General features: G+C 43.6%; 8 protein-coding genes. 5 read left to right on the top strand and 3 right to left on the bottom strand.

Annotated elements, in window-relative coordinates; genetic code table 11:
* The 3 genes from JMY02_RS07210 to JMY02_RS07200 all read left to right on the top strand — a co-directional run bounded on the left by JMY02_RS07210 (position 1) and on the right by JMY02_RS07200 (position 6,644).
* Positions 1 to 6,216, top strand: coding sequence for a DNA repair ATPase (locus tag JMY02_RS07210; protein ID WP_201596639.1), 6,216 nt, complete (start codon positions 1 to 3; stop codon positions 6,214 to 6,216).
* A 63-nt stretch (positions 6,217 to 6,279) separates the two neighbouring features.
* Positions 6,280 to 6,450 (top strand): DUF2256 domain-containing protein, encoded by a 171-nt coding sequence (locus tag JMY02_RS07205; RefSeq protein ID WP_082787268.1) that lies wholly within the window; start codon positions 6,280 to 6,282, stop codon positions 6,448 to 6,450.
* Positions 6,451 to 6,494: 44 nt separating this feature from the next.
* Complete coding sequence (locus tag JMY02_RS07200) at positions 6,495 to 6,644, top strand: DUF2256 domain-containing protein (protein WP_201596637.1); 150 nt, start codon at positions 6,495 to 6,497, stop codon at positions 6,642 to 6,644.
* A 20-nt stretch (positions 6,645 to 6,664) separates the two neighbouring features.
* Here the strand turns inward: JMY02_RS07200 and JMY02_RS07195 are convergent, their stop codons facing one another.
* The 3 genes from JMY02_RS07195 to metH all read right to left on the bottom strand — a co-directional run bounded on the left by JMY02_RS07195 (position 6,665) and on the right by metH (position 14,469).
* Positions 6,665 to 9,676, bottom strand: coding sequence for a restriction endonuclease subunit S (locus JMY02_RS07195; protein WP_201596635.1), 3,012 nt, complete (start codon positions 9,674 to 9,676; stop codon positions 6,665 to 6,667).
* A 233-nt stretch (positions 9,677 to 9,909) separates the two neighbouring features.
* Complete coding sequence (locus JMY02_RS07190) at positions 9,910 to 10,638, bottom strand: type I restriction enzyme HsdR N-terminal domain-containing protein (protein WP_201596633.1); 729 nt, start codon at positions 10,636 to 10,638, stop codon at positions 9,910 to 9,912.
* A gap of 36 nt (positions 10,639 to 10,674) precedes the next feature.
* The gene (gene metH / locus JMY02_RS07185) at positions 10,675 to 14,469 is read right to left on the bottom strand and encodes a methionine synthase (protein ID WP_201596730.1); all 3,795 of its coding nucleotides are present in this window, start codon (positions 14,467 to 14,469) and stop codon (positions 10,675 to 10,677) included.
* 562 nt (positions 14,470 to 15,031) lie between these two features.
* On the opposite strand from metH, the gene JMY02_RS07180 reads away from it, so the two are divergent.
* The gene (locus JMY02_RS07180; RefSeq protein ID WP_201596631.1) at positions 15,032 to 15,586 is read left to right on the top strand and encodes a fasciclin domain-containing protein; all 555 of its coding nucleotides are present in this window, start codon (positions 15,032 to 15,034) and stop codon (positions 15,584 to 15,586) included.
* Between the two features lie 282 nt (positions 15,587 to 15,868).
* Positions 15,869 to 16,474, top strand: a complete 606-nt coding sequence (locus JMY02_RS07175) for a fasciclin domain-containing protein (RefSeq protein ID WP_201596629.1) — start codon at positions 15,869 to 15,871, stop codon at positions 16,472 to 16,474.
* Positions 16,475 to 16,827: the final 353 nt, after the last annotated feature.

Genomic DNA, 16,827 nt, shown 5'->3' with positions numbered 1-16,827 from the left:
ATGGCGGACACGCAAAAACCAACCGATGCGGCTAGCAAAGACACTCACAACCAAGCCAATCAAACCGATCAGGCAGTTGCCTCTGGTAATGCTTATGAGCTCATCAAAAAGCGTCTGACCGAGCAAGGCAGTCGTCTAGAGCAACAAACGGCTACCCTGAATAATGCACGCTTGCAAGAGTTCGGCAGCACCCAAATGCAAGTCATTGCCCGCACGCGTATTCGTACCGAACATAACTGTGTGGCGCAGGATATGGTGCAAGTCGGTGATTATCTGCTATTTGGCTACAACGTGTTTATGGGGCTAAAGCGGGCAAGTAACATTAAAGATGTGCTGTCATTATATCGCTTGATAGACACTGCTGATAAAGATGGTCGTGATGAAAGTCAGCAGAGCGATCTCGGTAGTGATGATAGCATTCATAAAGAAAGCACTGAGCAAGACTATCAGCTTGAAGAGGTCGATTTAAAAGGGACTTTTTTAGCTCAAGATGCCTTTGTCCAAGACTTCAATGAGTTATATCGATATTACAAGCAAACACGCCTCATTCAACTGACCGTTAAAGACAGCAAACTGCTGTTGGCGTTTCAAATTGGTGAGCGCATCACCGATATTCGAGTGTTTCGTTTTGCATTAGATTTTAGCCAAGGCACACCAAAGTCAGCGCAAGTCGCCTACGTCGATAATCGAGGAGAGCGTGACATTGAGTTGCCGCCTGCTTATGACTTTGATTGGATCGATACCACACGTGATCAGATGGTCAATGGTAAGTATCCACACATGAATATCTTAGATACGATATTTGTGGAAACGGTCGGTGGTGATTTGACCATTAAGATTGAGGACAATACGCAATCAGGGCAGGGTATTTATAGCGAGCCTGTGAATGATCGTACTCAGTCGCTGACTGATGCTGAGATTGCTTATGCCAAAGTCGGTAGCCTCATACTGCTCAAAATACTGCCTTATCGCGAGGACAGCTATCGTTATTTCGTTTATAACACCTTAACCGAAGCGGTGCTGCGTTTAGATGCGATTGGTCAGTCGTGTGTGCAGCTGCCAGAAGACCACGGCATTATATTTCCGGGTGGTTATTATCTGCAAACGGGCGAATACAAGCTTTTCGATGCCAACAGTGTCGGCGCCACAGACTTAAAGTTTAAACGTAAGATCATATCGCCAAATGGTGAGGATGTTTTATTCTTATTTTATGATAGAGATTTAGGTGTCACGGGGTTATTTCCGTATAACTTGATCAAAAAACAATTGGCAAATCCTATCTATTGCAATGGTATGGCCTTGGCAGACAATGGTCGCTTGGTGCTGTTTAGTGATCAAAGTGAGCCGTCGCGCATTCATCCGATGCAAATATGGCATACGCCTTATGCCTCGCCTGAGTATGTGAGCGAACTGCCTGAGAGCACCAGCTTTTATGGCAAAATCGGGAACAAAGAGCTGGTGCGTGGCATCTCTGATCTTTATAGCATTACGCGTCTTATTGACAATCAAAGCGTGTCGCAAAAACTCTATGAAGAACTGTCGGACAATACCAGTCGGCTTTTTGATAGCTATTATTGGCTGTCTGAGCCTGAGTTGACTGACGTCGCCAGTAGTATTAAAGAAGTGACGGCGACCGCTGAGCTGGTCATTGATGAATTTGCCAAAGTTCAAAGTATCCAAAAGCAAACGCAAACCGCGCTCGCGGATGCCGAAGCTCAGCAAAATGAGATTTTGCGGCAGATACGGGTCACGACGTTTGAGTCTGCCAGCGATTATGTCGATCAGCTGTCGGCATTAAGACGACAAAAGGGTCGCTTGGTCAGCTTGGAGGATTTGCGCTATTTAGACAGTGGTAAATTAGAAGCGTTGCAGGCGCAGCTAGAAGAAGCAGAAAGCGAGCTTGCCGAAAAAACCGTGCTGTTTTTAAGCGGTGAAGAAGCATTATCAAGCTATGAAGGGATATTGGTAGATGTCAGTGAGCGCTTAAACACGGCAGAAACCAATGCCGAACTAAAACCTGTACTAGAAAAAATTGACGAGACAGCGCAAGGGCTAGATTTATTGACCGAGTTGCTAGGTACGTTGGATGTTGCTGATGCCACAGTGCGTACGCAAATCATCGATGACATATCGACCATTTATGCCAGCCTGAATCAGAGCAAAGCCAAGCTCAATCATAAACGCAAAAACTTAGGATCGGCTGAGGCCGTTGCGCAATTTGGCGCGCAGTTTAAGCTGTTTGGTCAGTCGATTGCTAATGCTTTATCGATCGCCAATACACCTGAGAAATCAGATGAGCAAATGGCAAAACTGCTGGTGCAGTTAGAAGAATTGGAAAGCCAGTTCGCTGATCCAGAGACCAATAGTGGCGATCAGTTTTTAGCAGATATCATTAGCAAACGTGAAGAGATTTACGAAACCTTTGAAAATCATAAGCAGCAACTGCTCGATGCCCGTAATCGCAAAGCGCAAAACTTAGGCGATGGTGCGCTGCGGATGCTTGAGAGTATCAAAAAACGCACGCAAAGCACAGGCGTCACTGGCTTTACAGAGGAAGAGGCGTTAAACACTTACTTTGCCTCAGATGGTCTGGTACAAAAAGTACGTCACATCGCAAAAGAGCTGCAAGCGATGGGCTTTAGCGTCAAAGCCGATGATATCGACGCGCGCCTGAAAGCCATTCAAATCGAGAGCTATAAGAGTCTAAAAGACAAATCGGACTTGTTTGAAGATGGCGGTCAGATCATCAAACTGGGCAAGCACCGTTTTTCGGTCAATACGCAGCCCTTAGATTTAACCTTGCTCAGCCGTCAACAGTCAGATGGCAAGCGTGTGCTGAATTTGCATCTAACGGGGACAGATTATTATGAAGTGCTCAATAATACTGAGCTAAACGCTTTGCGCCCGTATTGGGATATGAATATCGCCTCCGAGTCTGACAAGGTGTACCGTGCGGAGTACTTGGCTTATAGCATTATCGAAAGTGCTAAGAATAGCCAAGATGGCTTGACTGAAACGCGTCTATATCGTGCGTATGACGAGACCGTTATTACCCTAGATGTTAATGGTGATATTGATAATGACAGTCCATTGTCCAAATTGGTCAAAGCCTACGCCACCCCGCGCTATCAGCTGGGTTATGACAAGGGCATTCATGACCATGATGCCACGCTATTATTGATGCAAATATTGCCGACATTACGCGCGGCAGGGCTACTCATTTATACGCCGCAAGTACGAGCACTGGCGCAATTATTTTATTGGCAGTTAAATATCGTACAAGCACTTGGTTTAGACAGCTTGCGCCAGTTCGGTTATGACAATTGGCTGAATGAATCAGTGCTGACGCGTGCGAGCAACTGGACGGATAGAGCGGCTACCGCTGAGCAACTGCGCCTCGCACTCGGCAGTGACACGGCGAAATCTTTGCTAGTTGAAGACATGAGCCAAGTGATGCGTCACTTCGTCATAGCTCATAATGACGATGCTAAAAAGCCGTCAGATGCCGCATTGGATTCAGAACTCAATTCAAATACCAGCGACATTCATAAGAGCAATATCTTTAAACCAAGTTATGTTCAGCTGGCTAGTGAATACTTAGTTAGCGTCATGGGGCAGTCGGCTGAATCGAATGCAGGCGCATATAACGCAATAAGCTGGCAAACCAGTCAACAAGCGCAGCAGTTGTGTGAGCAACTAAGCCAAACGTTGAACAGTGCTTCAGGCAGCGCGCAACATACTGCCAGCTTTGAGCAACTACAATCTGCAATCGGTAAGCTTGGCTTTCAACCCAAATCTGCTTATGAGCTATTAGCCACATGGTTTCATGCGTTACTTGATAAGACTTACGGTAATACTGAGACGCCTAGTGATCAAACGGATGGTAAAGAAGGCGCACTCAGTGAAGAGCAGATTGCTGAGAGTAAGGAAAAAGAGGCGCTACGCAAACAACAGCTAGAGAGTGGTCGCCATTATGTGCCTGAAGCCATTGCTGTTTTACTTACCCAATTAAATGATACCCAGCGTGAAGCCTTGGTACAGCGCCTTATTGACTCAGGCGCGAGCTTTGATAAAGGGGCGCTTAATAAAGGTCAAAACAATAACGGTCTAGGTAATCAAGGTACAAATGCTACGCCATCTGCCTTATCATTTTCCTCAATCACCTCATCACCCATGTCATTGACCAGTATCAATAACCCACTCAATCCAGTGCAGAGTTTTGAGCGTAGCACGGGTAAGGTATCGCTTGAGAGTCAAGTTAACAATCTATTGGGTGAGCATGCGCGTATTCATCAGCAGACTTTAACCTTTGCTGTCGATGATTTCTTAAATCGTCTGCATCATCATGATACTCAAGTCATCCCTGCTTACAGACGTTATCTGGCGATGCGTTCAGAGATATTGCATGACTCAAAAGAAACGTTGCGACTGGATGAGTTTATGCCGCGTCCATTGTCCTCATTTGTGCGTAACCGTCTGATTAACGAGAGCTATCTGCCACTGATCGGTGACAACCTCGCCAAGCAGATGGGCACGGTCGGCGAAGATAAGCGTACCGACTTGATGGGTATCCTCATGATGATATCGCCACCAGGTTATGGTAAAACGACCTTGATGGAATATGTAGCCAATCGTCTCGGCCTTATCTTTATGAAGATTAACTGTCCGTCACTCGGTCATGATGTCACCTCATTAGATCCAGAAAAAGCACCCAATGCCACCGCAAGAGAAGAGCTGAATAAAATCAACTTAGCCTTTGAGATGGGCAATAACGTCATGCTTTATCTCGATGACATCCAGCATACACATGCGGAGTTTTTGCAGAAGTTTATTTCATTGGGCGATGGCACACGCCGTATAGATGGCGTCTGGCAAGGTAAGACCAAAACCTATGACATGCGTGGCAAAAAGTTCTGCGTGGTCATGGCTGGTAATCCGTACACCGAAAGCGGTGAAGCGTTTAAAGTGCCTGATATGCTCGCCAACCGTGCCGATATCTACAACTTAGGCGATATCATGAGCGGCATGGAAGAGATTTTTGCACTCAGTTATATCGAAAACTCGCTGACTTCTAATACGGTTCTAGCACCACTGGCCAACCGTGATTTAAGCGATGTACATCGTTTGATTAAAATGGCAAAAACGGACAATGCCAACCTCGCGCAAGCACAAAGCAGCGATCTGACTTATCCATATAGCACCTCAGAGATTAATGAGGTTGTCGCCATCTTGCGTCATATGTTTCGGGTGCAAGCAGTCATTCTCGATGTCAATCAAGCCTACATTGCTTCTGCCTCGCAAGATGATAAATATCGTATTGAGCCGATATTCAAGCTGCAAGGCAGTTATCGTAATATGAATAAGATGACTGAAAAGCTGTCGGCGGTCATGAATGAAGCAGAGCTTAACCAGTTGATAGACGATCACTATTTGGGCGAGTCGCAACTATTGACCCAAGGTGCAGAGAGTAACTTGCTCAAGCTTGGCGAGATGCGCGGTGTCTTGACCGAAGCAGAAAAAGCACGATGGTCGCAAATCAAAGCCGACTTCTTACGTAACAAAGCCATGGGCGGCGAAGACGGTGATACGGGCGCGCGAATCGTCGCGCAGTTGGTGGATTTGGCGAGTGGCTTCAATGCCATCAGCAGCCAGTTTGAGACGTACTTAACCAAAAATGACCCAGAGCAAATCGCTCGCTTACGAGAAGTAGAGCGCCAAGCCCAGTTAGAGACTCAGATTGAGGCGCAGTTAGCCTCACAAAAAATCCTAGCCGATAGCGTGATCAATAATGCCAAAGTCGTCAGCGATAGCATCGATAATGGCTTTGAGAAAAGCGTGAGCCAATTGCTGCAAATATATAAGCACGATCATAAAGCCGAAGGCGAGTATCTCAAGCAAAACCAAGACGTGCAAAAAGCACTGATGACACAGCTGGTCGATGCCGTTGAACAGCTGGCACAAAACATGGCGGATAGCTTGTCTCATAGCTTAACGGAGAACCTGATTAAGAGTAATGACGATCAAATAGCAGATAGCGATACGCCTGATATTCATCAGCAGACCGCACTCATGGCAAATGCCCTTAAGCAAGCATTAGAACCGCTGACTATACGTATGGACGAGAAGCTGGCGATTGATAGCAGTACCGATCAATCTGGCAAGCTAATCGTCAGTAGCCTCAACAGGCTAAACAAAATCTTCGATGACTATGAGTAGTATGTAGATGATTAGACTATACTGGCAAGTGACTAATGTCGTAAACAAACCAATGAGAAATGTATGGCGCACAAAAAGAAGAACGTTCGAAAAAAACTCTGTCCTGTCTGCGAGCGTGAGTTTAGCTGGACTAAAAAGCTCGATAAAAACTGGGAGAGTATGGTCTATTGCTCAGACCAATGCCGTCGAATTAAGAAGTATGAAGGGTTGGATCATCAAAAAGAAGATAAATAGGCGTTAATAATCAGTTAGAGATATATGGGAAAAGGGAGCAGACAATGGCACATAAAAAAGCAAACTTACCGCAAAAAATCTGCCCCGTCTGCCAGCGCCCGTTTACGTGGCGTAAGAAGTGGGAGAAAGACTGGGATCAGGTGATTTATTGTTCTGAGAAGTGTCGGCGGGGGAAGAAAGGCGACAAAAAGTAAGTCGCCTTTTTATCAGATGTCTACAGATAGCTTTGAATAATAACGTACTTTCTGCCTACGCTTGCATCGATAAGAGCTTGAGCTTGTGAAATACGATCTTGAAGTTCACTTACCGTATTGACTAATTCAATTTGTTCATCAAGACTTGGTAATGGAATTTCGAGATTTTGATAAAAGCTAGCTGGTACACGACGATGACCGCTTGAGCCTGTCACATGCTTTTCAGCTTCTTGTCTAATGGTTTCACGATTTAAAAAAGCGAATACATAATTACTTGAACTAATCTCGCTATCTACTCTAATGACATGGAACTCTGAACTACCGAAACCTATATTATTGGTAAGTCCCGTAACTATCGCACATTTACCGTTTTCCATACAAGGTGTAATTTTGGCAATAATGATATCATTTTCTGCAAAATATTTATAACTGCCTTGCTTAACATCTTTAAGTAGTCTGTCTTCTTTGTAGTCGATATAGCCTTTCTCATTAACAGATGACATTTCAATAAAAGATACTTCTAAATTATCCTGCCTTGAACTTACCTCACTTTTAGAAGGATTAAACAGAGCAAAGTCATTCAGTTTTTTAATTGGATAACTTTTTCTATAATACTCATTAATACCTTTTTCAATAAGCTGCGATATATCTTTAATACTGTCTTTTGCTTTCTCGACTTCATGATCTACTATCTGACATTCATCAATTATCTGCTTTTGAACGTCTATAGGAGGTAATGGGAGATTACTATTTTGAATAATACCTTGAGATAAATTTAACCGTGCAACACCTATTCTTAGTTTTAACAAGTTTTCAAGCTGAGTTGATAAAAAATAAAATAAATACATAGGTAGGCATTTTTCGTTCGTTATCATTCCACATACAGCTTGATTTGTACTTGATGTAAACTTTAAGATACCTACTTGACCAGCAGTAGCACCATACATAGCCACAAGCACAGTATCAATTGGAAATATTTTAGCCGATGAGTTCTTTAATCCTTCCTCCGTAATGTAGTTTTTAGTTCCAGTTATCAAACCATTCTTTACTTCTCCACTATTGAGCCAAGGAATAGTGCCACCATCATAAAATTGATGATTATCTGATTTCGGTGTACCGCCTGAACTAGTTTCAGCGATATCTGATATACGAACTAAATCCCATTTAGTATCAATTTTAATATCTTCTTTAAGAGTCAAACTAATTGCCTTATTAAAATCAACCACGGTAAAATCAAGCATATCCATCAACCGCGCTTTGGTGACAAAAGGCTTTAACTCCTCAGAAATACTAATTGCTTCTTTCTGAAAGTTCTGGCTGATTAAGTGATTGATCTTATTGGCATCCTGTTTATCCTTCGGGTTATAAAGCGGTGTATTGATATTCTCCAAATTATATAAATTGCTAAGTACTCGCTTGTCTTCCTCTTCTAGTGCTACCTCGCCACTATCTTCATCAACTGGTTGTTCTTCAGGTAATTTTGTCCCGCCCAAGTATTTGATACCTTCATTGCCTTTGGCGCTACTCCACTCATAACCCAAAAATGCCTTCATCTCTTTGGTTTTACTAGGACTTTTGATAATCAAAACAGGCTGAGGATTTAGGCTGGCTAAAACGAAATAATACATCTTGTCCTTTTCAGCGGTTTTCAAATACTCAACCAAACGCATATCCAGCACTGCTTTTTGCTCATCGGTAGATAACGCCTTAAAAGACTGACGCTTTTTGAGGTTTTTAATCTCTGACCATTTATCGAACTCTTTGACATAACTGGCAAAATACTCGCTATTAAGTAGCGCTTCATTAGGAGCACCCACGAGTAGGGTTTTATAATTGTCAGCATCTAACTCAAGATGAGCACAATAGTCATCGATAAAATGATTGTCATCAAATACAGTACTGGTATCTACAGACGTGCTTGTTGACGCGTTACTATTTTGAATAGGGTTAAACCAATGCTCTACTCGTTCTGCATAGTGGTCGGCTTCGCTGGGTGCATCCGTCGTTTTTCGTCTCAAAAACAATGTCACGGTATTAGTGCCTGTTTTGCCAAAAGTACCACTGCCAAACTCTGCTATCGCCACGATATCAAAGTATTTTAATAAGATTTCACGAGTAGCGACATAGATATTTTTGGAGGATGAGGTACTACTGGCTTTACCTTTAGTCAGAATGGAGGAGGGCACAATAATAGCCGCCACGCCATCCGTTTTTAGTAGCTGTTTGGCACGCTCGATAAAGAAAGTCTCGATGCTATTATTGACGGTATAGCTTTTTTCATCAATATAGTTGAGTAGTTCAAACTGTCTGCGCTCACTGGGCTTTAGCGTATCCAAAAATCCTTTAACGCTATAAGGGGGATTGGCTACCAATATTGAGTAAGTATTATTTTTGATGTCTTCGTTACCGCCCAAAGCATCAGCATAAATGATATTGATATCATCTTGTCCATACATAAAAGCGGAAACTTTAGCGACTTTTGACAGTCGATATTCTTTTTCAATACCAGTAATACTGTCATAATATTCTGCTAAATTTTTAGCAGGGTCATTTTCGATAATAGGTCTTATCGAGGAGGCATACTCGTTTAAAAAATGTCCTGCACCGCAAGCATAGTCAATAACTTTGGGGATTTCCTCTGAGGTAGCAATAATTTTATCCAAAGGTAATGCGTTCATGATGAACTTTACAATTGGCATTGGCGTAAAAAACTGCCCTTCTGACTGTTTAACGCCTTGGTCTAAAAAGCCTTCAAACATATCACCTAAGAACTGATTTTCTTCATTGGTTTTTAGGCGGATGTCTTGGAGCATTTTGACTATCTTAAGAAGTACCACTGAGTTTTGCTGAAACAGTCTTTCGTTGTGTACATCGATAAAAGCAAAGTCGTTGTTCGTAAAAAATTTAAGACGACGAAACATTGCTTTGATGGCTTTTTGGGTCTCTACTGGGTCGTTTTTATAGAATCGAAAGGCTGTTTCAACTTCATCATCTCGAACATAAGTAACTTCCTCATCCAAGAATTTTTTCATACCTTGCTGATAGAGCGCTTGCAAACGATCTTGCAGATCAAAAGGACTGTCGTAGCTGATACCTTTCCAGTGGAATTTTAGGTCTTGAGAGTTGTTTGTCTCATCAACGATTTTACATAAAAACAAATTAACAAGCTTATCGAATGCGTTTTCGCGACCTGAAACATTATGCTGACGCATGATAGTTGCAAACTCATTATATTTACCTTGAATATCGCTGCTACTGATGGTTATCAAATCATCCAGTGAGTAGTTTTTTTACCGATATGATAGGCTTGGATATCAGACTCAAACAATCCTCGCGTCGTGTAGTCGCGCTGATAAGTGTCTTTCCATGTGTTAAAGATATCTTCTACCGCACGCAACTTGCTGTCTGCATAGGTCAATACAGGAATATCACTAATTTCATTCAGCTCATTAATTAACCTCTCATTATCGTTTAGCGAAATAAGATAATAATCAGGTTTGACTTGGTCATCAATCCAATTAGATGCGTAAAGACAGATGAATTGAGTGGTACTGGTCTGCTTAACATAACTAAATAGTTGCCCACCATCTTGTAGTGTTCGACTCCATGCTTTAGTTAGCTCATTGCCGGCTGTTTTACACTCGATAATCAGTAAGGTATCGCCTTGATTGTCTTTGATCAGAACGTCGGCACGTCCACCGCTAGCACCATGACCAACTTGCCATTTTGGTTCAAGCTCGATATGTTCAGGCTTGTACCCTTGAGCCAGTAAGCGATGAACACATTCAAAGACGACAAAATTTTCATTCTGTGTAAAGTTGCAAGTTTGACGCTCATTAATATTCAAACCTCTATCTTCTGGATAAATTAGCTCTTTTTTATGGAAATCAACTTTTAGATAAGCATCATTATCATATCGTTGAATAAAAATATCACCATTTTCTTCAAAATCTAAAAATCTAAGTACATCTTTGAGATTGTTTTTGTCTATCATTTATTGTGTCCATTACAATGTATAGTTGTTAATTCATTACAAATTCGGATTTAACCACTTCTCAGCAGTTTTCATATCCCAGCCTTTACGCTCAGCATAACTCTCTAACTGATCGCGGCTGATCTTACCGACATTGAAGTACTCACTTTCAGGATGCGAGTAATAAAATCCGCTGACGGAGGACGCAGGCCACATCGCATAGCTTTCGGTCAAGGTCGTGCCGATAGCGTCAACGGTACCGAGCCAGTCAAACAGTTTGCCTTTTTCGGTGTGTTCAGGGCAAGCAGGGTAGCCAGGGGCAGGACGGATACCGACGTATTTTTCTTTGATCATCTCATCATTGGTGAGTGATTCGGTCGGTTGATAGCCCCAATAGTTTTTACGAATCAGCTCATGCAGATGCTCGGCAAAGGCTTCTGCCAAGCGATCAGATAGCGCTTGCACCATAATAGCGTTATAGTCATCGCCCGCCGCTTTATACTTTTCAGCCAATGCTTCTGTACCGACGATGGAGACGGTGAAGCCGCCCAAGTGGTCGGTATGCGTGTCTGATGGCGAGATAAAGTCCGCCAAGCTAAAGTTTGGCTTGCCACTGGCTTTGTCGCTTTGTTGACGTAAGTGCTCAAACTGATAGGTCGGTTTGCCGCCATCAGCAGGCGCATTGTCATAGACAGTCACGGTATCTGTACCAGTACGACGAGCGGGCATAAGCTTAAACACGCCTTTGGCCACGAGTGACTTCTCATCGATCATTTTTTGCATCAGCTCATTGGCATTATCAAACAGATCTCGTGCTGCTTCACCGACGACATCATCTTGCAATATTTTCGGGTATTTACCCGTCAGACCCCAAGAGATAAAGAAAGGCGTCCAATCAATATAAGGCAGCAGGTTGGTGATCGGGTAGTCGTCAAATATCACTTGTCCTAGCTTATTAGGGACAGGTGGGACGTAATTTTCCCAATCATACTGAAAGCCAATCTTGACCGACTCGGCATAGGTAACCTTGGCCGCTTTTGGTTGACGCTTGGCGAGGCGTTCACGTACTTTGACATACTCTGCGCGCGTCTCATCGATAAGCGCTTGACGGTGCTCTTTTGACAGCAGCTTGGTGACCACGCCCACGGAGCGCGAAGCATCAGTGACGTAGATGACACCATCGTTTTGATATTGCGGCTCAACCTTGACGGCAGTATGCGCTTTCGACGTCGTCGCCCCGCCGATCATTAGTGGTAGCGTCATACCGCGCTCTTGCATTTGCTTGGCGACATAGACCATCTCGTCGAGACTTGGGGTAATCAGACCTGACAGGCCGATGATATCGACTTTTTCTCTGATAGCGGTATCAAGGATAGTCTCACAGGGCACCATCACCCCCAGATCGACGATGTCGTAGCCGTTACAGCCGAGCACCACACCAACGATATTTTTGCCGATATCATGCACATCGCCTTTGACCGTCGCCATCAGGATTTTACCTTTGACTTCGCCTTCAACCTTTTCGGCTTCGATATACGGGTTTAGCCACGCAACGGATTGCTTCATCACGCGCGCCGATTTTACGACTTGGGGTAAGAACATTTTGCCCGCACCGAATAAATCACCGACGATGTTCATACCGTCCATGAGTGGCCCTTCGATGACTTCTAATGGTTTGGGATATTTCTCCCACGCTTCTTTGGTATCCGCTTCGATAAAGGTGGTGATGCCTTTGACCAGTGCATGAGCGATACGCTCTTCTACTGTCCCTTCACGCCAGCTCATATCAACCGTACTGTCTTTTTTCTTACCACCATCTTGGTAGTTTTCAGCGACCGTCATGAGACGTTCGGTTGCATCTTGTCCCGTCTCACCTTGGTTGCGGTTGAGCATGACATCTTCGATGGCGTCACGAGCCTCGGTAGGAATATCATCGTACAACTCAAGCATGGCAGGATTGACGATACCCATGGTCAGGCCGTTTTTGATTGCATGGTATAGGAACACAGAGTTGATGGCTTCACGAATGGGGTTACCACGGAAACTAAATGAGACGTTTGAGACACCGCCTGAGACCATAGCATTAGGCAGGTTTTCAGTGATCCAGCGTGTGGCATTGATAAAATCCGCGCCATAATTGTTATGTTCAGTGATACCAGTAGCAACAGCGAAGATATTCGGGTCAAAGATAATGTCTTCAGAAGGAAAGCCTACTTCATTGACCAATACATCGTAGCTGCGTTGACAAATCTGGATTTTACGCTCGTAGGTATCGGCCTGACCGTCTTCATCAAATGCCATAACGATAACGGCGGCACCGTAGCGCATACATAATTTGGCACGCTCAACGAACTCAGCATGACCTTCTTTTAACGAGATCGAGTTGACGACAGATTTGCCTTGTGTGCGTTTGAGACCTTCTTCGATGATGTCCCATTTGGATGAGTCAATCATCAAGGGCACACGGCTGATATCAGGTTCACCAGACACCAAATTGATAAAATGAATCATCGCCTGCTTGGAGTCGAGCATGCCCTCGTCCATATTGATATCGACGATCTGCGCACCGCCTTCGACCTGATCGCGAGCGACATCAAGTGCCTCAAGATAGGCTTCGGTTTTAATCAAGCGTAGGAATTTTTTGGAGCCAGTGACGTTGGTACGTTCACCCACGTTGACAAACAAGCTGTCAGCATTGATAGTAAATGGCTCTAGACCTGATAAGCGGCAGGCAGGTGCTATCTCAGGAATGACGCGCGGTGCATAGTTCGCCACCATTTTAGCGATTTGGCGAATGTGCTCAGGCGTCGTACCGCAGCAGCCGCCGACGATGTTTAAGATACCAGCCTTGGCAAAGCCTTCGAGTAGGGCAGCGGTTTCTTCAGCGGTTTCGTCATACTCACCAAACTCATTGGGCAGACCAGCATTTGGATGGGCAGAGACATAGGTGTCCGCGATATTGGATAGCGTCTGAATATGTGGCCGCAGTGCATCGGCACCAAGCGCACAGTTAAAGCCAACGGACAATGGCTTGGCATGTCGAATAGAGTTATAAAACGCCTCAGCTGTCTGACCCGATAGCGTTCGACCTGACGCATCGGTAATCGTCCCCGAAATCATGATCGGTAGCTCAAAGCCAATGTCTTCAAACACGCCAGTTACCGCAAATATCGCTGCTTTGGCGTTTAGCGTGTCAAAGATCGTCTCGATCAAAATGATATCGACGCCGCCTTCTATCAGGCATAAGGTCGCTTCACGGTAATTTAATACCAATTCATCAAAGGTAATGTTACGAAAGGCAGGATCATTGACATCAGGGGATAGCGAGCATGTGCGTGAAGTCGGGCCAATGACGCCTGCGACAAAACGTGGCTTGTCAGGGGTCTTAGCGGTAAATGCATCAGCCGCTTCCCGTGCAAGCTTGGCCGCCGCTTTATTCAGCTCAGGCACCAGATATTCCATATCGTAGTCGGCCATCGACAGACGCGTACCGTTAAAGCTATTGGTCTCGATGATATCTGCCCCAGCAGCCAGATGATCATCATGAATCTCTCTAATCATATGCGGCTGCGAGAGCACCAGCAGATCGTTATTGCCCCTGACGTCTTGGCTAATATCCGCAAAACGCTCACCACGATAATCGGCTTCTTCCAGCTTATAGGTTTGAATCTGTGTACCCATTGCCCCATCCAACATCAAAATTCTGGACGCCATTTGCTCGGTAATACGGGCACGCGCAGCCAACTGCTGCTCCTTATAAGGAAACACCGCAGGTGGCGTCAAGATAAAGCCATCTGTAGAGTGGGAGTCGTGAGAAGTAGTAACCGTTTGGGAAGAAGTTTTTGGCGTCATCGTTGGAGTCATAGGAGCGCTGCTTATATCGTCAATATTATGAAGGGAAGGAGTAATGAATAGCGTACAAAATCTCTAAAAGGAACGAGCAAATCCGCATTATTTTAGCATGAAAAATATGTAGTACACGGGATAGTACTTATTCTGCTTTGGCAACATGATAACCATATTGCTTACCCGTTAAATGACTGAGCATGACACCAAATGCTATTGCATATCACGGATAAATCGTCATGAATAAATATAATGGCCTTTCAAATGTTACACAAAGGGGTGCTTTTCTCCGGTAAAGGCAGCAGCGACGCGTATTAGACGGACACAATTTACATCGTTACTACAAAAAATAGCGAAAAGGGGAATTGATAAAGGTCTTGTATATGTTAGTTTAATTTCAGAAGGATTAATGTTTTGTAAGTAATGCTTACTAGTAAATGTTAATGATTTTTATTCTCTTACTATTTGCTCGTGGCAGTAGTATTAAATTAAGTCATTGCTTTGAGAGAAAGACAATTTAACCTGCAAAATCATAGTCAATAAAGACTCAATCATTAAGGAAAATGTTATGAAACTTACCAAAATCGCCACTATCGGTACATTAGCCATTTCAATCGCTGGTTTAAGTGCTTGTAACAATATGATGCCAAGCAAAAGCGCTACTGCGGCTACGCCTGTGCATAGCCAATCTATGGCAAAAATGAATGTGGTACAAGTTGCCCAAAGCAACCCTGATTTCTCATTACTGGTTGAAGCCGTTGTTGCAGCAGATTTGGCAGGTGCGTTGTCTAATCCAAATGCCAACTATACGATATTTGCCCCAACCAATGCCGCGTTTGCACAAGCATTGCAAGAAACTGGCATGAGCAAAGCACAATTATTTGCTAACAAGCCACTATTAACCAAAATTTTAGGCTACCACGTTATCAATGGTGCGGCGCCAGTATACGCAAAAGATGTGAAGCCTGGTAACGTTATGATGCTAAGTAAAGATACCCTAATGGTGACAAGCCAAGGTAAATTGATGGACGAAATGGGTCGTACCACTAATATCGTAAAAACAGACATTGCCGCTACTAATGGTGTGGTACACGTCATTGATAGAGTATTACTGCCTAAATAAGGCTTGGATTGTCGTGGTGAAGCGAATATTCACAAGGACAATGAGGTAGTACACGTGATCGATACAGTGTCGCTACTTAAATAAGCATCAATTTAAAATTAATCAGTTAAAATTACAGTTATTGGCATAACAGATTTGATGTACTCGATGCCATTTAATAGTGGCATTGCTTGCAGCAAGGAGGTTTTACAGTCAGGTGATTTTTGCATTGTTGTATTTATTACTTAAGACACCTTATCTGTTAAGCACATAATTTATCCATTTATCCATAAGGAACGACCTATGCTAAAGAAGAACCTATTATCTATCGCCGTTATTACTGCAGCCATGTCGTTGGCAGCTTGTAATGATACCGAAACCGTTGCTGATCCAGTTGAGCCAGAAGTCACTACTGAAGAAGTAGTAGTAGATCCAGTTGTTGAGGCTGAACCAATGGTTGAAGCAGATCCAATGGCTGATGCTGCTGCTACGCAAACCATTGCTGAAATCGCAGCTGGCAACGAAAACCTAACCATCTTAACCGCTGCACTACAATCGGCTGGTCTTGATACGATGATGATGGAAGACGGTACTTATACGGTATTCGCACCTACTGACGATGCGTTTGCTCCTGTATTAGAAAAGTTAGGCGTTACCAAAGAAGAGCTATTGGCTAACACAGAACTGTTAAATAAAGTACTTCCATATCATGTACTACCTATGATAGTTATGGCAGCTGATATTCCTTATGGTACTGACGTTGCTACTGTTAATGGCGCCACTATCAACATCAGCGATGCTAACGTGATTACTGATGCAGCTGGTAACACTGCTAATATTACTGGTACTGATATCATGGCAACAAATGGTGTGGTACACACTATCGATGCAGTATTAATGCCTGAGTAAGTTGTTTCTATAAACAATTTATTGATAACACTATAATAGTGAAGAAGCCTAGCCATTGTGCTGGGCTTTTTTGTGTCTGTAGAATGGTGATCCCAATCTTACAAATTAGGGTAGCAAGGAAAACGAGTGTAAGTATCATACATAGTATAGCGAGTTCAGTATAAAAACGACAAAGCAAGACTGGCATGAATTTTTTACCGCCTCTGTCTGCGAAGGCACAGCAAGCAAGAAAAATTTATGCCAGTTCAGTGTTGGAATATAATGCATCTGTTTTATTTGGAATCGATTATGGGCTAAAAAAATTTGATAAAGCTAACTGTATTTTTTGATTTGGTAAAAAATGCAAAAGCCCG

This window comes from Psychrobacter vallis (genome assembly GCF_904846715.1).
Classification (GTDB): Bacteria; Pseudomonadota; Gammaproteobacteria; order Pseudomonadales; family Moraxellaceae; genus Psychrobacter; species Psychrobacter vallis.
This window is presented reverse-complemented; position numbering and strand designations above follow the sequence as displayed.